Origin of the sequence: Corynebacterium sp. Marseille-Q4381 (genome assembly GCF_036881695.1) — a bacterium.
Taxonomy (GTDB): Bacteria; Actinomycetota; Actinomycetes; order Mycobacteriales; family Mycobacteriaceae; genus Corynebacterium.
Map to the genome: position 1 here is coordinate 25,831 of NZ_JBAJNR010000001.1, position 18,326 is coordinate 44,156.

Genomic DNA, 18,326 nt, shown 5'->3' on the forward strand with positions numbered 1-18,326 from the left:
CGCCATGGAGCAGCTCAAGCTGGTCGGGGTGTTCTCCGTCGGCCCCGAGAACTTCCCCTGCGCACTGCTCGAATGGGAAGAGGGTAACCGCTTCATCCCCGTGTGGCTGCCGGCGCTGCAGGGCGCGATGCTCGCCGCTCGGTTGAGCGACTGGGAACCGGACGATCCGGACATCTACGAGGTGCTGGCCCGCGTCGCGCAGGTTGGCGGTGTGGAGATCACGCACTACTACCAGGGAACCTTCCACACGGAGCTTTCGCTTGTCGACGGCACCAAACATTCCCTCCGCATCGCCGACGCTCTCCTCGTCGCCGTGCAAGCCGACGTGCCCATCGAGGCGGACGCGGACGTATTGCACCACTCCTCGTTGCGCTTAAGCGCTCGCGACGCGAAGGATTACTTCGGCTTGGATCTTGGCAGTGGCGACCTCGAGGCTGAGGACGAAGCCACGCTCGACCCCGCTGAGCTGGAGGAGTTCATGCGCGAACTGGGCCTAGGGGACGACCCAGGCAGCGGCGACTAACCTTCAAGTTGAGGTTGAGACTTCCGGCGTGTTGCGCATGTGACGCTTGACCTTAGGTCTAGGCTGATTTTAAATAAGCAATAGGCCAAATGGTAAACACCATGGGAGTAATTACGTGATGACGAACGACGCGGAAACACCGGTGCAGGAATCGCTGTTTGATATCGGCCCGTCTGACGAGGTGGGGTACCGGGTCCCGATCGCCTGCCAGGTTGCCGGCATCACCTACCGCCAGCTCGACTACTGGGCCCGCACCAACCTCGTCCGTCCGTCCATCCGCGGCGCGAAGGGTTCCGGTTCGCAGCGTCTGTATTCCTTCAAGGACATCCTTGTCCTGAAGATTGTCAAGGGCCTGCTCGATACCGGCATCTCCCTGCAAAACATCCGTCTCGCGGTGGATAAGCTGCGCGACCGCGGCGTGAACGACATCGCCGAGATCACCCTGGTTTCCGACGGCACCACCGTCTACGAGTGCCGCAGCAACGAGGAGATCATCGACCTGCTCAACGGCGGTCAGGGTGTGTTCGGCATCGCCGTCCCGCAGATCATGCGCGAGCTCACCGGCACGATCTCTTCCTTCCCGTCGGAGCGCGTCTACGCCGACGCCGAGCCGGAGAACGTGGTTGGCATCGACGAGCTCGCCGCCCGCCGCCGCCTCAAGTCCTCCTAATCTCTCAAACCTGCCGCCTCCCGCACCGCGCGCGGGAGGTTTTCTGCTGCCTGGGCGGCCTCGACGTCGAGGTGGATGTCGGCGAGCGACTGCAGCGCCTGGTCTTTCGCCAAATCGCCGACGTGCACCACCGAGAACTCGACCGCGTCGCCCGCGGCGGCGCGGATCTCCTCGACGAACGCGTCGTCGCCCGACTCTGCTGCGTCCGCGGTACCGGTGGTGATAAGCACGATCCTTGTGGTGCCGTCTGCGTCAGCAAGCGCCGCTACAGCCGCCCGCAGCGCTTCGCGGGTCTGCGGCTGGCCGCCGGTAGTGAAACGGGTCACGACGCGCGCCACCTCCTCGCCGTCGGCGGCCAGCGCCACATTGCGGCGGTAGCCCTTCTCCACCCCTGGGCTCAACGGGGAGGAGTAGTTCCACAGCCCCACCGCGTGCCCGTCGGCGGCTACCCCGCGCGCGGCGGTTCCCACGGCTTCCTCCGCGGCTGCCATGAACGGTGCCATCGCGTCGGAGGTGTCGAGCACGAACAGCGTGTCGTAGACATCGCCGTCGGTGATCGTTGCGCCACCGGACGGCAGCGCTGCCGCCCATACCAGCTCCGGCACCAGCGGCTGCGCGGGTTGGCCGGGCTCGAAGCGCTCGGCAGCGAACCTGGCGAAGTCCTGCGCTGCGCGCGCCTGATTCTCGTCGACGGTCCCTGCAGCGTTGAGGGGAATCGCCGCGTACTCCACCGAAGCTTCCAGCGGCGTGAACTCGCGACCTTCGGGAGCATTGCTTCCCGACGCCGCCACCCACTCCCCAGCGCCCCTCTGGTTTGTCAGGGCCTCGACGGCCTCGTTCGGCCCGCCCGCGAGAACGAAGGCCACCACTGCTGACGCCGCCGACTCAGCCGCGGTGCCGGTGGGGAAGCTGACGCTTTGCACGTCGGGGCGCTCCGCCTTCACCGCGCCGCTCACCCCCACTGGGTCGGCGTACACCGTGGCCGGGTTCGCGACCGCAGCGGTGCGCTGCGCTTCGGCCAGTTCTTGGTGGGTGATGGCGGTGGCGGGAGCGAGGTACACCGCCGCGTCTTCAAGCGAGTCGGTGACGACCGGCTGAATGCAGTACTCCCGTACCGTCGGCTTCGATGCTGCGTACGCTCCGATCAGCTCCGCGGCCACCGCCGGGTTCGCCGTCGCCACAGGCAGGGCGAGATCCCCCAGCACACAGGGCTCGTCCGTGGCGGCAACCGGGGCCTCGTCGTCGCCGCGGTTCGCGGCGAACCAGACGGCGCCGCCAACGAGTAGGAGTGCCGCGACGAGGGCGAACACGGCCCCGCCGGAAAGTGCGTAGTTGTTCTTACCGCTGGAATGCCGACCCATAGCTGCATAGCTTAGCTGGCGAGCAGACCGTCCAACAGGGCGATGAGACGGGCGCGGATCGGCGCGGCCCGCGCTGACAGCTCGCGCTGGCGGGCGACGTACTCGGCCTTGCCGGCGGGCGTTTCCACCGCGACGACACCGAGACCGAGCCCAGTGCAGTCATAGGGCGAGGCCTCCATGTCTAAGCGGCGGGCGTCGACCGCCAGCTCGAACGCATCGAGGAGGAGCTCACCCGGCGCCGCGGGACCCATCTTCGCGGCCCACTTGTACAGGTCCATCGCGACGTGGACGCACCCCGCCTGGTCGCTGTCGGCCTGGTCGTCGCGCTCAAGGACTGTGAGGTTGAGCGGTTTCGCTGCGGGTGTGAAGAAGCGGTACGCATCGAAGTGCGTGCACTTTAGCTGGTGCGATTCCACCACGGCGTCGGTTGCGGCGCTGCCAAGGCGAAGGGGGAGGTCGTGGCGCGGCGCGTCCCGGTAGACCATTGCCCATTCGTGCATGCCGAAGCAATCGAAGTGGCTCGGACGGTGCTCCACCCCGCGCAGCAGCGCGCGTATTCGTTCACAGTCGTTGCGCCGCTTCGCCAGAAACGCGTCGCGGTCGAAGCCGACGCTGCCATCGGGGTGCGTGGTGTAAAAGGGAAGGGTTGCGTGGGGGGAGGCGTGGGCGTCGGCAAGCACTATGCCCCAACCCGGGTGCCACCGCGAAAGCTGGCTGGCGCGGAAAGGGTAGTAGTCGAAGAGGAAGTCCCACACTGGGTGGCGCTCGCCGCGCGTGCGGCGCGCAAGGTGCGGACGCGTGTACCGCCCAGCGCGCGTCTCGTGCTCTGCAATGGCTTTGCGCCACGCTTCGGGCGGGAGGCTAGTCGTCCTCATGCGTCCAGTCGCTCACCGTGCCCACGTACTCCTCGATGATGTCCTCGAGCGCGGCGACGCCGACGAGGTCGCCGTTGTCGCGGACCTGGGCCATGTGGGCGGAGCGGCGGTGCATGCTCGTCAGTGCGTCGTCAAGCGTCTGCGCCCCGTCGACAATGCTCAGCGGGCGGATGCGGTTGACCGGCACCACCGGGTTCTGCTCCGGAGAATCCATGAGGTCGAGGATGTCCTTGACGTGGATGTAGCCGACCAGCACGCCCGGCGCGCGCTCAACCGGGAAGCGGGAGAAGCCGGTGTCCCGGACGGTGTCCTCCACCAAAGACAGCGGGATGCCGCGGGAATGGTACGGGAGCGTCTTCAGCTCGTCGAGGGGGATCATGACCTCCTTGACGTTGCGCGATTCGGTGCGCAGCGCCTTCGCCAGCCGGGCTGTTTCCTCGGCGTCGAGAAGGCCTTCCTCGTTCGACTCCCGGATCATCGTGGCCAGCTGCTCCTGATCCACAGTGGATTCCAGCTCGTCGCGCTGCTCGATGCCGAACGCCTTCAGCGTCTTGCGAGCGATCCAGTTTAAAAACTCGATGATCGGGCGGGTGAGCTTCATCCACACGGCAAACGCAGGCGTCAGCACCATGGCGGTGGCCTCGGGGCCGGCGATCGCGATGTTCTTCGGCACCATCTCACCGAACATGATGTGCAGGAACGAGATGATGATCAGGGCGATCACGAACGAGACCGGGTGCAAAAGCTCCGGGGGCAAGTTCAGCGATGCGAAGGGCACCTCGATGTAGTGCGCGATCGCGGGCTCAGCCACCTTACCCAGCACCAACGACGCGACGGTGATGCCGAACTGCGCTCCGGCGAGGTATATCGAGAGGTGTTCGATGGCGTAGATCACCGCGCGGGCCTCCTCCTTGCCTTGGGCGAGGAGGGACTCGAGGCGGTCGCGGCGGGAAGACACCAGCGCGAACTCTGTTGCGACAAAGAACGCGTTGACCGCGAGCAGGACGACGATTAAAAGGATTGCCACAACAACGTTCATCGCAAGCTCCCTTCCGCGTCAGCCTGGAGTTGTGCTGCTTGCTCGGGGGTAATCGGGGACAGGATTGCCTTGTCGACGCGGCGTTCATCCATCACAGTGACGCGAGCGAGCCAGAAACCGTCGCCGCCCGAGGTGAGCCCCTCTTGAAAGCTTTGCGGCTGGGTGCCGGGCAGCACCGCTCGGTCGCCGACGCGCGGCACGCGCCCGAGGCTGGCCATAACGAGGCCGCCAAGGGTTTCGTACGGCCCGTCCGGGGCGGTGTAGCCGGTCTTCGCGGCCAAGTCGTCGAGGCGCACCAGCCCCGCCACCTCCCAGGAGGTGCCGAACTTTTGGAAGTCGCGCTCCGACTCGCGGTCGTCGTACTCGTCGTAAACCTCGCCCAGAATCTCTTCCACGACGTCCTCGATGGTGACGAGCCCCTGCGTGCCGCCGTACTCGTCGGCGACGAGCACTACCTGCGAACCGGCAGAGCGCACCCGGTTGAGCACGGAGTCGCCGTCCAGCGTGCCCGGCACGAACGGCACCGGCCGCGCCATCGCGGACAGCTTGGTCGTGGAGCGCTCTTCTCTCGGCACGTTGAACGCGTCCTTGATGTGCACCACGCCGATCGTGTCGTCTAGATCGCCGCGCCGCACCGGGAAGCGCGAGTGGCCGGTGTCGCGGGCGAGCACGATCAAGTCGGCGACGGTGTCGTCGGCGTCGAGCGAGTCGATGGTGGAGCGCGGCGTCATGACCTCCTCTGCGGTGGTCTCACCGAAGCGCAGGGAGCGGTCGATCACCGCCGCTGTTTCGGCGTCCAGACCGCCCGCTTCGGCTGAATTGCGCACCATCGCGCCGAGCTCCTGGCCTGACCTCGCGGAAGCGAGCTCGTCCGCGGGCTCGATGCCCATCTTCCGGACCACCCAGTTGGCAGACGCGTTCAAAGCGTTGATGAACCACTTGAACACCTGATTGAAGGCGTTCACCGGCGGGACGACGAACCGAGCCGTGGGCAACGGCTCGGTAATCGCGATGTTCTTCGGCACCAGCTCGCCGAAGACCATAGACAGCAGCGTCGCGATAACTAGGGCGAGGATCATCGCCACTGTTTGCGACGCGCTCTCGCCGAGTCCGATCAGCTCGAGCAGGGGAGTGAAGTACTGTCCCAGCACCGGCTCCGCCAGAAAACCTGCAGCCAGTGTCGTCACCGTGATGCCTAGCTGGGCCCCGGAAAGAACAAACGAGAGGTTGGCGTGGTCGCGGGCCACGGCCTTGGCCGTCGCGTCGCCCTTCTCTCGGACGTGGGCCTCGATCGTCGAGCGCTCCAGGCCGGTCATGGCGAACTCAATGGCGACGAACAAGCCGGTCGAGGCTGTCAGCAGAATGAATCCGAGCAGGGAAAGAATGGATATGAAAATGTCCATGTGCGTGGGCTACCGCGTTAGCGTGAGCGTCTCCTGTTTCTCTGTTGGCCACTTCGCTGACCGCCATGTTGACCGCCGCGGCGCGGTTTCGCTGGTGCTTGCGACTGGGATTGGCCCGGGGGCGGCAACGGTGCGCCCGCCGGAACACGCGCGCCGGTAATTTTAGTCAACTCCTCCGACTCCGGTGAGACCCGCACTTCCCGCGCGTCGACCCCAGCTTTGCGCAGCAGAGCCGCCACGTCTTTCTGCTGCTCATCGGTTACGAGGGTGACCACGGTACCTGACGTGCCGGCGCGGGCCGTGCGTCCCGCGCGGTGCAGGTAGGCCTTGTGCTCTGCCGGGGGGTCGATGTGGACGACGAGGGAGACATCGTCAATGTCGATACCGCGGGCGGCGATGTCGGTCGCCACCAGGACGGGCGTGGATCCGTCAGTGAAGCCGTCAATGGCGCGCGTGCGCGCTCCCTGTCCCTTGTCGCCGTGCAGTCCCTGGGCGTTGATGCCGACGCGGCGGAGTTTCTTCACTTGGCGGTCGACACCGTGCTTGGTGCGCATGAACATGATCGTCTTGCCGTCGCGGGCGGCGATGCGTTCCACCACCGCGCCGCGTTCCTTGCGGTCGGTGACCAACAGGCGGTAGTGCTCCATTGTGTCCACGGCAGCTTCTACCGGTGCGGTGGAGTGCGTCACCGGCTGGTGCATGTAGCTGTCCACGAGTTTCTGCACGTCGCCGTCAAGCGTCGCTGAGAACAGGAGGCGCTGGCCGTCTCGCGGGGTGCGGTCGAGCAGCTTGCGCACCTGGGGCAGAAAGCCCATGTCTGCCATCTGGTCGGCCTCATCGAGGGCGGTGATCTCGACCTTGTCGAGAAAGAGCTTCTTCTGGTTGATCAGGTCCTCGGCGCGCCCCGGGGTGGCAACCAGGACGTCCACAGGGGAGGCGAGAGCGCGGATGTGGTGGTTGATGTTCACGCCGCCGACTACCTCGATGACGCGCAGGCCCACGGCGGCGGCTGGGTCGGCGAGGCGGTCGCTGATCTGGGCGGCGAGCTCGCGCGTCGGGGAGAGAATGAGGCTGCGTGGGTGACCCGGCTTGGACGGTGCCCCCGCCAAGCGAGCGATGATCGGGAGACCGAACGTGAACGTCTTGCCTGAGCCTGTGGGCCCGCGGCCGAGGACGTCCTTGCCCGCCAAAGCGTCCGGGATCGCCGCCGCCTGGATAGGGAAAGGTTCAGTGATGCCCTGCTTAGTCAGTACGGAAACTATGTCTCTGGGCAGCCCCAGGTCGGCGAACGAAGTCATTACGACGATGTTAAACGCTCTCCGCCCTGTTTCCTAGTAGCTCTAGTACGACAGCTCCTCGCGCTCGCCGGACCACGTGGTGTGGAACGTGCCTTCCATGTCCACGCGGCGGTAGGTGTGCGCGCCGAAGAAGTCGCGCTGGCCCTGGATAAGCGCGGCCGGCAGACGCTTGGCGCGCAGCGAATCGTAGTAAGACAGCGAAGAGGCGAACACGGGTACCGGAAGGCCCAGCCGAGTGGCTGCCACGACCACGCGGCGCCAGGAATCCACCAGGCCCTTCTCCAGCTCACCCTTGAAGTACGGGTCAAGCAGGAGCGACGGCAGATCCGGGTCGTTCTCGTAAGCCTCGGTGATGCGGTCGAGGAACTTCGCGCGGATGATGCAGCCGCCTCGCCAGATCCGGGCAAGGTCGCCCGGCTTGATGTCCCAGTTGTGCTCCTGCGAGCCCGCGTTGATCTCGTCGAAGCCCTGCGCGTATGCCACGAGCTTGGAGGCGTAGAGCGCCCGGCGGACGTCCGCGATGAACTCCTCGCGCTCCATACCCAGGTCCTCGAGCGTCGACAGCTCTCCAGCAGGCAGACCCACCTCCTGCGCCGCTTCGCGCTGCGCTAAGGCGGATGACAGCGCGCGGGCAAACACCGCCTCGCCGATGCCCGTCGTAGGCACGCCCAAATCGAGGGCCTCCTTGACGGTCCAGCGGCCGGTGCCTTTCTGGCCGGCGGCATCCACGATGACGTCGATAAACGGCTGCCCCGTGCGAGCGTCCTTCTGGCGCAGCACCTCAGCCGAGATCTCGATCAGGTACGAGTCGAGGTCGCCCTTGTTCCACTCGGTGAAGATGTCGGCCATCTCCTCGGGCTCGATGCCCGCCGCGTGGCGCAAAAGGTGGTACGCCTCGCCGATGACCTGCATGTCGGCGTATTCGATACCGTTGTGCACCATCTTGACAAAGTGGCCCGCGCCGTCGGGCCCGATGTGGGTCACGCACGGCACGCCGTCGACCTTCGCCGCGATGGATTCCAGCAGGGGACCCAAGGTCTCCCAGCTCTCGGCGGGACCGCCCGGCATAATCGACGGGCCGAGCAACGCGCCCTCCTCACCGCCGGAAATACCTGCGCCGACGAAGTGGCGGCCGCGCTCAGCGACCTCGCGTTCGCGGCGGATAGTGTCGGTGAACAGCGAGTTGCCGCCGTCGATGATGATGTCGCCGTCATCCATGGCGGAGGCGAGTTGGTCGATCACCGCATCGGTCGCGGGGCCGGCTTGAACCATGATGATCGCTTTGCGGGGGCGCTCAAGGGACGCGACAAACTCCTCGATGGTTTCGGCCGGGATGAAGTTGCCGTCGTGGCCGTGCGCCTCGATGACCGCGCGCGTCTTCTCCGGCGAGCGGTTGTAGATGGCCACGGTGTGGCCTCTGGAGGCGAAGTTGCGGGCCAAATTCGAGCCCATGACGGCCATGCCGACAACACCGATTTGTGCGAGGGGAGCGCTTGAGTTGGTCATGAACGCCAGTCTACGTCGCTATAGTTGCGGCCATGACGCAACTCCCGGAGGTGTTGACCGAGCCGATCGGCGACCGCGAACTCACTGCTCAACAGCTCGCTGCGCTCAACGCGGCGAACGTGGGGTTTGCGCAGCTCGTTGGGCTCGAGATCACGCATGCGTCTGGGGCCCTGCTTGCCGGGCGGGTCGGCGTGGGGGAGCAGCATTTGCAGGTGGCGGGAATCGTCAACGGCGGCGTCTTCGCGGCGATCGGGGAGACGCTCGGCTCCGCCGCCGCCATCCTCACTGCGGGCGCCCCCGCCATTGGGATGAGCAACAACACGGATCTCTTGCGTAGCGTCACCGGCGGCACCATCGAGGCAGAAGCCCGCCCCGTGCACATAGGCCGGCGCACGCACTTGTGGCGGATCGAGATGCGCAACGACGGCGCGCTAGCTGCCGTCACCAACCTCAAACTGTTGATTCCGTAGGTTCGCCTACAGCCACTTGTTGCGGCGGAACCACCAGAACATCAGAGCCATCACCGCGAACATAACGATCAAAACGACGGGGTAGCCGTACTTCCAGTTCAGCTCCGGCATGTTCGTGAAGTTCATACCGTATACGCCGGCGATCATCGTCGGCGCGGCTGCCATACCCACCACGGCTGAGATCGTGCGCATGTCGGCGTTCTGCTGCATGGTGACTTTCGCCACGGAAGCGTCGATAAGCGAGCTCAAGCGCTCGTCGAAGCCGAGCAGCTGGTCCGAGACGATCGTGGCGTTGTCCTGGACGTCGCGGAAGTAGGAACGCAGGGCCTTTCGCACCATGTCCTTGTTGTTGGTCAGGCCGTTGCGCAGCGCCGGGGCAAGCGGATCGATGGCGTGGCGCATCTCCAAGATCTCACGCTTGTAGTTGTAGATCTTGTCCACGTTGATCATCTGGTTGGGAGTGAAAACTTCGTTCTCCAGCTCGTCCACGTCGCGGCTGAGCGCCTCGCCGACACGCAAGTAGTTGTCCACCAGGTAGTCGGCCACGATCCACGCCACCGCACTCGGGCCTAGGACCACCAGGTCTTCTTCTTCCTCGAGCTTGGCTGTGAGATCGGGCAACGGGGCGTTGTGGCGGATGGTGATCGCGAAGTTTGGCCCGGTGACTACCTGGACTTCGCCCGTGGAAATGATCTCGCGGGCGTCAGCCACTTCCTCGTCGTCGCGGTAGTGGACGGAGCGCACGACCATGAACAACTGCTCGTCGTAGCGGTCGATCTTGGGGCGTTGGTGCGCGTCCACGATGTCGTCGACGATCAAGTCGTCGAGGTCGAAGACCGCCGCAACGCGCTCCATCTGGTCCACGCTCGGCGCTTTTAGCGACAGCCAAACGAACGCGTTGTCGTGCTGCTCCGCCATCTCGAGCGCCTGGGGAACGCGGTAGTTGTTGGGCAGCCGTTTGCCGTCGACGAAGACGCGGCAGAAGTCGACGGACCGCTCAATCGGAACCGGGACGTAGGCGGGGGGCGCGGGTTTCTTCGCTTTCGGACGGGTGAGCGGGATGCGTGGCGGCATGGGCTTCGAGCCCCCTTTCACTCGTGCGAGGGGCTACAGGCCGCGCGGCCTGTAGCCCCTGTGCGGAGGGAGAACGCGCACTCCGCGGTGCGCAGGACGATTAAGGTAATACTACGCCTTTGGCGCGGGTTAGAAAACAGTCAGCCCGCGCGAGCGGAAGACCGAGCGGACGTGCTCGACCGACTCCAAAGACGGGGGAGTAACATCCTTAAGCTCGTAGTCGAGCCCGATCTTGTCCCACTTGTCGGCGCCCATATTGTGGAACGGCAGAACCTCCACGCGTTCCACCGTGCCCTTCCAGCGCGAAACGATGTCCGCCACGCGGGCCACGTTTTCCTCGCCGTCGGTAAGACCCGGGACAAGCACAAAACGAACCCACACCTTCTTGCCCTTCTCGTGCAGCCGGTCGCCGAAATCAATCGTTGGCTGGAGATCGCGGGCGGTGACGTTCTTGTACGTGTCCGGATCGCCGGATTTGACGTCGAGGAGGAACAGGTCGATGTTGTCGAGATCCTCGTCGGTCAGCCGAGCGCCGAGGTAGCCGGAAGTGTCAACCGTTGTGTGCACTCCCGCGTCGTGCACCGCTTTGAGAAGCCGTCGCGTAAACGCAATCTGGAAAAGCGGTTCACCGCCGGAGATCGTGAGACCGCCGCCCGACGCCTTGAAGACCGCCTTGTATCGCAGCACCCGCTTCACCACATCGTCGACGCGTTCAAGGGTGCCTTCCTTCATCTCCATCGTGTCCGGGTTGTGGCAGAACTTGCACCGCAACGGGCAGCCGGAGAGGAAGATGGTCATTCGGGTGCCGGGGCCGTCGACGGCCGTTACTAGCTCCCACGAGTGGATGAGTCCGATCTCGCCGGTACGTCGGGCGTCGAGCAGCTCGGGGCGGGTGATTTCCAAGTCGTCCGTGGAAAGACCGCCTAAACCGGCGGCGACGCCGCGCACGCGCTCACCCTGTTGGGGCTCGAGCGTGACGACGCCGCTAGTACCGTCTTGAGCCATTACGCACCCTTGTGGAAGGTACGGGAGATGACGTCGCGCTGCTGCTCCTTCGTCAGCTTGACAAAGTTCACGGCGTAGCCAGACACGCGGACAGTCAGGTTCGGGTAGTTCTCCGGGTGCTCCATCGCGTCTTCCAGCGTGGACTCGTCAAGCACGTTGATGTTGGCGTGGTAGAGGCCGGAGTCCATGTTGTTCGCGGAGCGGGATGCCTTCATGCTGGCCAGACGCTGGTCAAAGGTGGGGGTGGTCATTTTCTGTGCTCTCCTTCGGTAGGAAAAGTGAGTGGGGGAAACTGGTTAGGCGGGCTGGATGGCCGTGTCGGCGTTGTCCATGATGAAGCCGGCGTCGAGAACACCGACCAAGTTGGACACCTGCTCGTCCTTGTCGCGGCCGAGGCCTGCCGGGGTGATGGTGTTGGTCAGGGAGATGCCGTCGAGGGCGTCGTTGTAGTCCAACTTGCCCACGGACAGCATGGAGGCAACCATGCCGTGGTTGTCGGCTCCGTTCTCCGGGTTCGCGCCCGGCGCGAACGGGGTACCGGCCTTGTGGCCGGACGGGAAGGATCCGGTTGCCTTGCCGTAGACCACGTTAGAGGTGATCGTCAACACCGACTGCGTCGGGATGGCTTCGCGGTACATCGGGATCGCCTTGATCTTCTGCATCACGGTGTGGACCACAGTTGCGGCGATGTCGTCAGCGCGGTCGTCGTCGTTACCGTAGAACGGGAACTCACCCTCGGTGACGTAGTCCACGACCAAGCCGGTTTCATCGCGCACCGGGTAAACCTTCGCGTACTTGATGGCGCTCAGGGAGTCAGCAACGATGGACAGACCCGCGATGCCGCAGCCCATGGTTCGGATGATGTCCGAGTCGTGCAGCGCCATCTCGATCGACTCGTATGCGTAGCGGTCGTGGCAGTAGTGGATGATGTTGAGCGCCTCGACGTAGGTGCCGACGACCCAGTCCAGCATCTCTTCGTACTTCTGCCAGACTTCGTCGAAATCAAGCGGGCCGTCGCCCTCGATCGGAGTGTGGTCGCCGTCGGTGATCTGCTTGCCGCTGACCTCGTCGCGGCCGCCGTTGATGGCGTACAGCAGTGCCTTGGCTGCGTTGACGCGCGCGCCGAAGAACTGCATCTGCTTGCCCACCTGCATAGGGGAGACGCAGCAGGCGATCGCGGCATCGTCGCCCCACTTGTCGCGGATCTGCTTGTCGGATTCGTACTGCAGCGACGACGTCTCGATAGAAATCGCGGCGCAGAATTCCTTGTAGCCCTCCGGCAGGGACGGATCCCAGAAGATGGTGATGTTCGGCTCCGGAGCCGGGCCCAGATTGCGCAGCGTCTGCAGGAGGCGGAACGAGGTCTTGGTGACTTGGTGGCGCCCGTCCTCGGAGAAGCCCGCGTCAGTCCAGGTTGCCCAGTACGGGTCGCCCGAGAAGATCTGGTCGTAGTCCTCGGTGCGCAGGAAGCGGACGATGCGCAGTTTGATCACGAGCGCGTCGATGATCTCCTGTGCCTCGACCTCGGTCAGGGTCCCGTTGGCGAGATCCCGCTCAAAGTACGCATCCAGGAAGGGGGAGAGGCGGCCGATCGACATGGCGGCGCCATCCTGGCTCTTCACAGAAGCGAGGTAACCGAAGTAGGTCCACTGGACCGCTTCCTTGGCGTTCGTTGCCGGTCCGGAGATGTCGAAGCCGTAATCGGCAGCCATCTTCTTGAGCTTCTTCAGCGCCTTGATCTGCTCGGCGTGCTCCTCGCGGTAGCGAGCCCAGTGTTCAGAGAAGCCCTTCTCCAAGGAGGCGTCCTTCGCCTTCTGCTTCTCCTCGATGAGGTAGTCCACGCCGTAAAGCGCGACGCGGCGGTAATCGCCGATGATGCGGCCGCGGCCGTAGGCATCGGGCAGGCCCGTCACAATGTGGGAGGAGCGGGCCGCGCGGATGCGCGGGGTGTAAATGTCGAAGACGGCGTCGTTGTGGGTCTTGCGGTACTCCGTGAAGATCTTCTTCACGTCCGGGTTGACCTCTTTGCCTGCCTCCTTGATGGCCTGCTCAACCATTCGCCAGCCACCGTTGGGCATCATTGCTCGCTTGGTGGGGGTGTCGGTTTGCAGGCCGACGATGACATCGTCGTCTTCGGAGATGAATCCCGGTTTGAACGCGTCGATGTCTGCGGGAGTTTCGGTGTCCACGTCGTAAACGCGGCGCTCGCGCTCGACGGCGAGGTAGTTCTTATCCAGGTGGTCCCACAGGCGGAGCGTCTTTTCAGTTGCTCCCGCGAGGAACGATGCATCCCCGTCGTAAGGGGTGTAGTTGCGCTGGATGAAGTCGCGGACGTTAATTTCTTCCGTCCACGGACCAGGGGTGAAGCCTTCCCACGCCTGGTTCTGGATTTGCGGCTCTGTAGAAACAGTCACAATTGCACGGTCCTTCAGTTGAAGATTCTGAAATGTTCCGGCGGTTGCGCTTGCCCATTCCCATACTCAAAGTTTTAAAGCGCTTACCGCTTGCCATTCAGTATACGAGGGTGACCATCTCGAAAGATAATATGATTGACGTGAGCTTAGGCACATTAAAAACCGCCCGGTGACCTGCTGCGACGCGGTTACCGGGCGGTGACGTGTGGAGTTTTAGTTGTTCTCGGCTTTGTTCTGCCGGGCTAGGCGCTGCTCCAGCTCGCCGTCTGTGGACGCCAGATTGTAGCGACGCGTGCCGAGGGCGTTGCGCAGCCAGGTGTAGGCGGAGACGACGCGGCTGCGGTTCGTCTCGAGGAACTGCGCGTGGACGATCAGCCACATCAGCCAGGCGATGAAGCCGGTGAACTCGACCTTGCCAATCTTCGCCACAGCGTTGAAGCGGGAGATGATGGCCATGGAGCCCTTGTCGAAGTAGTCGAACGGCTCACGCTGGTCAGGCTCCACCTCGTGGGCAACCTGATCCTTGATCAGGTTGCCCACGTAGTCGCCCGACTGGATCGCGACCTGCGCAACGCCCGGAAGCTTGTTCAGGCTCATCATGTCACCGATGATGAAGACGTTGCGCTTCTCGCCCACGGAGCAGTCCGGGTTGACCTGCACGGTGCCGTTGCGGTTAACCTCGACGCCCGCCTGCTCGGCGACAATGCGGCCCAGGGGAGAGGCTTCTACGCCTGCGGACCAGATCTTGGTCGCGGCCTGGATTGTGGTCTCCTGCTCCGTCTTCGTGTCCTTGTAGGTCACGGAGTCGGCGTCGACATTGCTGACCAGAGCGTTGAGGACGACGGTGACGCCCTCGCGCTCAAGCTGGCGCTGAGCCTTCTTGCCCAGTCGCTTGCCAAACGGGGGGAGTACCTGCGGCATGCCGTCGATAAGCACGATCTTGGCTGCCTCCGTGCTGTAGGAGTACTCACCCTTCTTCAGGGTGCGGTGGGCGAGCTCCGCAACCTGGCCGGCGAGCTCAACACCAGTCGGACCAGCGCCGACAATGACGAAGGTGAGTAGCTTCTCGCGCTCATTCGGGTCGGTGGCGTGCTCAGCGCGCTCGAACGCGTCGTTGATGCGCGCGCGGATCTCCAGCGCGTCGTCGACAGTCTTCATGCCCGGCGCAAACTCGGCAAAGTGGTCGTTACCGAAGTATGACTGACCCGCTCCAGCCGCGAGGATGAGGGAGTCGTAGGAGAACTCGAGAGTTTCGCCGGCGTCGAGGGCGGTTACAGTCTGCGCGTCGGTGTCGATGGTCTGCACGTCAGCTCGCACGACGCGAACGTTGTCCTGGCCGCGGGTGAGCTGGCGGACGGACTGCGCGATCTCGCCGGACGACAGGATGCCGGTCGCCACCTGATAGAGCAAGGGTGCAAAGAGGTGGTGGTTGGTGCGGTTGATCAGAGTCACGTCCACGTCAGCGTCCGCGAGCGAGCGGGCCGCGGAGAGGCCACCAAAGCCAGCGCCGATAATGACGACGTGGTGGCGGTTGCCAGCGGGGCGGATGGGCCGATCTGCCATGGGTTTTATCTCCTTGAAGGAAGCGTTCAGAATACCTTCGTAGATAGTACGCCCCATAGTGCGATCCGTCACAGTTTCGTGTGCGTGGGAACCGGCCCGCCCGCCACCGCGGCCGTTACTATCGATCGGGTGATGAGCTCTGATGACGGGTACGACCACCTCTCGGCCATTGATCCGCAGACGTGGCCCGGCGTCGCGACCGTTCCTAGGGTGCGCGCCGAGTCGCTACGAGCGCAACGCGCGGAGGCGGCGTTTGCGGCCGCGGCGAGCCGGGCGGGGCTTCGGCTTGACGGCGACGAGCCCGATCTCCGCGTCCACAATGACACGGTGTTCACCCGTGTCGCAGCCGCCGGATGGGTGGGGCTGTTGGAGGGCTACCTGGCAGGAGAGTGGGAGACCGGCACATCAGACGGGCTGGTGGATGTCCTGCGCGCACTCGTCGCGGCAAACTACCACCCTCGCACGCCGCGCATCCGGCCAGTCGAAGCGTCCGCAGGGGGAGAGCAGCCGGCCGAATTGATTTCCCATTACTCCGGCGACGGCACGAGCCCGTTCCAGGGCCATTTCGCGACCGGTGTGCCGACCACCCAGCGCAAGATGGTGAAATCTTTCGCCCCCGGCGCCGGCAGGGGCAGTGAGCCCGCCAGGCATTACGTCGATGTGACGGAATACGGCCACCCGCTCGAGGTGGACCGTGCGGACCTCGCGGACGCGCAGCAGCGCAGCGGGCAGATGCTTATCGACGCCGCCCAAATCTCCACCGGCACCCACCTCCTTATCCAACCAAACTGCGGCGCGACCGTCTTGCTTGAGGCATCGCGCCGCGGAGCAGCCGTAGACTGCGTCGTCTCTGACGGCGGCACGAAACAGCTGTTGTCCGACCAGCTCGTCCTGCAAGGCGTTGACCAGTCTGTCTGCGTCATTACGGAAGCCGAGATTGAGCACCGCTTCGCCTACGACGCGATTGCGTCGTTCGAGCACCTAGAGACGCTGGCGCCGGCGGACCAGAGGGTGTGGTTGCGGGAGTCCGACGCCGTTCTGGCGCCGAGCGGACGAATCGTCGTGCAGTCCGTGCTGGCAGAGGACTCCCTGTCAGCTGCAGCGAAGGCGTCCCTGATGACGCTCCGGGCGTACGTTTGGCCGGGCCTGTCGCTGATGACCGCCGAGCAGCTTTCCAAACTCGTTGATCGAAACACCGGCCTGCGCGTCATCGCAGAGTCGCGCGCGCCAGAGCACCTTGCCGAGTCGCTCAAGCTGCAGCGCGCCACATTCGAGACGCACCTTCGCGACGCCGCCGCAGACGGATTCGACATCGTCTACCGCAGACTCTGGCGCTGGCAGCTCGCACTCCGTGAAGCGCTCACGCGGCAGGGGATGCTGAATCTGGCTCAAGTTACCATGGTGCGCCGGAGCAGACGCGGGAGATAAGCCTTACTTGACATAATGTACATTATCGGACATTTATCGGTAGTGGTGTGGAAGTAGGTGCACTTTCAACCTCAAGTAAACGGTATTATGCGCGGCATAATCGCCCCAGGGATCCCTCGCCCTCAGGCATGGCCACCCCGCGGTTATTCCGTCACGTTACGTAATAACTGCTACTCCTTGGTCAGGTTCAGGCGGATGTTGATCTCGCCTTCCTCGGCGATCTTCGCGGCAACAAGCTCCGGCGTTTCCACGCCGTAGTCGAGACGGTTGATCGGTACGTTGCCGGCGATGACCAGGTTGTCGCCCGAGCGGGCGACGTCGAAGGTGTGCGTGATCGACCGGGTCTCGCCGTGGATCGTCATGTCGCCGGTCAGTTCGATCTGGCTCACGGTTCCGTTGCCGCCAACGCTGGAAATGTCCGCGGGCTGAGTAAGCGCGAACGTGGATTCTGGGAACTTGTCCGTGTGGAAGATCTTGTTGCGCACGTTGTTGTCGCGCACGTCGCTGTCAGTGGTGATGTTGGTCATGTCGACAACGATTTCGCCCGCGGTAACCGTGGAATCAGCGATGGTCACGTGACCCGACACGCCTTGGGTCGAGCCGGAGGTCTCGCGGCGCTCGCCCGGCAGGACTTCGTTAAAGGTGAATCCGGCGGCTGAGCGGTTGGCTGAGGGCCGGTTCGACACCGTCCACTCGCCGTCAACCTCGGTTGTTGCCTCGCGCAGCGCCGAGTCGTCGATGCCCCCGGTCTTCACGCCCGAGCCGAGCATGTTTAGGAACAGCGGAACCATGGCAACGAGTACTGCGAGCACGATGAAGATCGACACCGCGACGATCAGCACTGTCTGCTTCTTCTTCTGTTGGGCCATGGTCTCCTACCTCAACTTCTCAATTCTTACGGCTAGGGTAACTAATTCGTCACAAAGGTGACGAATTTCAGAGGGTTCTGCCCCCTCGGTCACCGCGGTCTGTACGTCCTCGGCGGCGCACCGCAACTCGTACAACTCGTCCCGGATCTCGTCGACGCGCTCGGGCCGCAGCACGATCGATCCCTCAGTGATCCCGGTGTTGCTGACGCTGTTGCGGTGCTCGTAGGCGCGCTGCTTACAGCTGGGTCCGCAGTACTTGCGTTTGCGGCCCCTCCCCTGCTGTTCAGCGAGCTCGCGGCCGCACCACTGGCAGACGGGAGCGCGCTTGTTCGAGCTAGGTGTCGCGGCTGTCACGGCGATTCATCGTAGCAGGGAACAATCGCGCCACCTAGACCGTTATAATGTTTCGACTGATAGCTACCAACCGAAGGGAAGTTGAACAGCATGGCTGATCGTGTTCTGCGCGGAAGTCGCATGGGTGCAGTGAGCTACGAAACCGACCGCGATCACGACCTGGCGCCCCGCCAGATGGCGAAGTACAAGACCCCGAACGGCGAGGTCTTCGAGGTGCCTTTCGCGGACGATGCCGAGATCCCCGAAGAGTGGATGTGCAAGAACGGCCAGGTGGGCACCTTGATGGAAGGTGAAGGCGTCGAGGCGAAGCCGGCGAAGCCCCCGCGGACCCACTGGGACATGCTGCTGGAGCGCCGCAGCATTGAAGAGCTCGACGTCCTTCTGGAGGAGCGCCTCGAGCAGCTGCGCAAGCGCCGCCGCAACGCGGCGAAGATGGCGAAGGAGCAGCAAGCCTCCGAAGAGGCGTAAGCTCAG

General features: G+C 64.2%; 16 protein-coding genes and 1 pseudogene. 5 read left to right on the forward strand and 12 right to left on the reverse strand.

What is annotated here, in order from left to right; genetic code table 11:
* Nucleotides 1-4 precede the first annotated feature (4 nt).
* Together V6D40_RS00150 and V6D40_RS00155 are read left to right on the forward strand one after the other, a co-directional pair.
* Complete coding sequence (locus V6D40_RS00150) at nucleotides 5-523, forward strand: bifunctional nuclease domain-containing protein (protein ID WP_334265009.1); 519 nt, start codon at nucleotides 5-7, stop codon at nucleotides 521-523.
* Nucleotides 524-641: 118 nt separating this feature from the next.
* Nucleotides 642-1,193, forward strand: a complete 552-nt coding sequence (locus V6D40_RS00155; protein WP_334265010.1) for a MerR family transcriptional regulator — start codon at nucleotides 642-644, stop codon at nucleotides 1,191-1,193.
* Here V6D40_RS00155 and V6D40_RS00160 read toward each other — a convergent pair.
* From V6D40_RS00160 to gndA, 6 genes are read right to left on the reverse strand one after another with little or no spacing between them, the layout of a single operon-like run.
* Nucleotides 1,190-2,554: a hypothetical protein gene (locus V6D40_RS00160; RefSeq protein ID WP_334265011.1), complete on the reverse strand. Its 1,365-nt coding sequence runs from the start codon at nucleotides 2,552-2,554 to the stop codon at nucleotides 1,190-1,192. The genes V6D40_RS00155 and V6D40_RS00160 overlap by 4 nt on opposite strands.
* Before the next feature lie 11 nt (nucleotides 2,555-2,565).
* Nucleotides 2,566-3,429, reverse strand: coding sequence for a 3-methyladenine DNA glycosylase (locus tag V6D40_RS00165; RefSeq protein ID WP_334265012.1), 864 nt, complete (start codon nucleotides 3,427-3,429; stop codon nucleotides 2,566-2,568).
* Nucleotides 3,416-4,468, reverse strand: coding sequence for a hemolysin family protein (locus V6D40_RS00170; protein ID WP_334265013.1), 1,053 nt, complete (start codon nucleotides 4,466-4,468; stop codon nucleotides 3,416-3,418). The genes V6D40_RS00165 and V6D40_RS00170 overlap by 14 nt, the downstream gene beginning before the upstream one ends.
* On the reverse strand, nucleotides 4,465-5,871 hold the full coding sequence (locus tag V6D40_RS00175; RefSeq protein WP_334265014.1) for a hemolysin family protein: 1,407 nt from the start codon (nucleotides 5,869-5,871) through the stop codon (nucleotides 4,465-4,467). The genes V6D40_RS00170 and V6D40_RS00175 overlap by 4 nt, the downstream gene beginning before the upstream one ends.
* 17 nt (nucleotides 5,872-5,888) lie before the next feature.
* A complete protein-coding gene (locus V6D40_RS00180) occupies nucleotides 5,889-7,169 on the reverse strand; it encodes a DEAD/DEAH box helicase (protein WP_334265015.1) in 1,281 nt (426 codons plus the stop codon).
* A 42-nt stretch (nucleotides 7,170-7,211) separates the two neighbouring features.
* The gene (gene gndA / locus V6D40_RS00185) at nucleotides 7,212-8,675 is read right to left on the reverse strand and encodes an NADP-dependent phosphogluconate dehydrogenase (RefSeq protein ID WP_334265016.1); all 1,464 of its coding nucleotides are present in this window, start codon (nucleotides 8,673-8,675) and stop codon (nucleotides 7,212-7,214) included.
* A 32-nt stretch (nucleotides 8,676-8,707) separates the two neighbouring features.
* Between gndA and V6D40_RS00190 the strand changes: the two genes are divergently transcribed.
* Nucleotides 8,708-9,145 (forward strand): PaaI family thioesterase, encoded by a 438-nt coding sequence (locus V6D40_RS00190; protein WP_334265017.1) that lies wholly within the window; start codon nucleotides 8,708-8,710, stop codon nucleotides 9,143-9,145.
* A gap of 6 nt (nucleotides 9,146-9,151) precedes the next feature.
* Here V6D40_RS00190 and V6D40_RS00195 read toward each other — a convergent pair whose 3' ends face one another.
* The 4 genes and pseudogenes from V6D40_RS00195 to V6D40_RS00210 all read right to left on the reverse strand — a co-directional run bounded on the left by V6D40_RS00195 (nucleotide 9,152) and on the right by V6D40_RS00210 (nucleotide 15,201).
* Nucleotides 9,152-10,219: a magnesium and cobalt transport protein CorA gene (locus tag V6D40_RS00195; RefSeq protein WP_334265018.1), complete on the reverse strand. Its 1,068-nt coding sequence runs from the start codon at nucleotides 10,217-10,219 to the stop codon at nucleotides 9,152-9,154.
* 129 nt (nucleotides 10,220-10,348) lie between these two features.
* Nucleotides 10,349-11,224, reverse strand: a complete 876-nt coding sequence (pflA, locus tag V6D40_RS00200; protein ID WP_334265019.1) for a pyruvate formate-lyase-activating protein — start codon at nucleotides 11,222-11,224, stop codon at nucleotides 10,349-10,351.
* Nucleotides 11,224-13,638: pseudogene (pflB, locus tag V6D40_RS00205) on the reverse strand (formate C-acetyltransferase). The gene pflA and the pseudogene pflB overlap by 1 nt, the downstream one beginning before the upstream one ends.
* 213 nt (nucleotides 13,639-13,851) lie before the next feature.
* On the reverse strand, nucleotides 13,852-15,201 hold the full coding sequence (locus V6D40_RS00210) for an NAD(P)/FAD-dependent oxidoreductase (RefSeq protein WP_334265020.1): 1,350 nt from the start codon (nucleotides 15,199-15,201) through the stop codon (nucleotides 13,852-13,854).
* 132 nt (nucleotides 15,202-15,333) lie between these two features.
* On the opposite strand from V6D40_RS00210, the gene V6D40_RS00215 reads away from it, so the two are divergent.
* Nucleotides 15,334-16,629: a class I SAM-dependent methyltransferase gene (locus V6D40_RS00215; RefSeq protein WP_334265021.1), complete on the forward strand. Its 1,296-nt coding sequence runs from the start codon at nucleotides 15,334-15,336 to the stop codon at nucleotides 16,627-16,629.
* 170 nt (nucleotides 16,630-16,799) lie between these two features.
* Here the strand turns inward: V6D40_RS00215 and V6D40_RS00220 are convergent, their stop codons facing one another.
* A complete protein-coding gene (locus V6D40_RS00220; RefSeq protein WP_334265022.1) occupies nucleotides 16,800-17,498 on the reverse strand; it encodes a YceI family protein in 699 nt (232 codons plus the stop codon).
* 6 nt (nucleotides 17,499-17,504) lie between these two features.
* The gene (locus V6D40_RS00225; protein WP_334265023.1) at nucleotides 17,505-17,852 is read right to left on the reverse strand and encodes a hypothetical protein; all 348 of its coding nucleotides are present in this window, start codon (nucleotides 17,850-17,852) and stop codon (nucleotides 17,505-17,507) included.
* Between the two features lie 90 nt (nucleotides 17,853-17,942).
* Here V6D40_RS00225 and V6D40_RS00230 point away from each other — a divergent pair, with 90 nt between their 5' ends.
* Entirely contained in the window at nucleotides 17,943-18,320 is a 378-nt protein-coding gene (locus tag V6D40_RS00230; RefSeq protein ID WP_334265024.1) for an RNA polymerase-binding protein RbpA, read from the forward strand.
* Nucleotides 18,321-18,326: the final 6 nt, after the last annotated feature.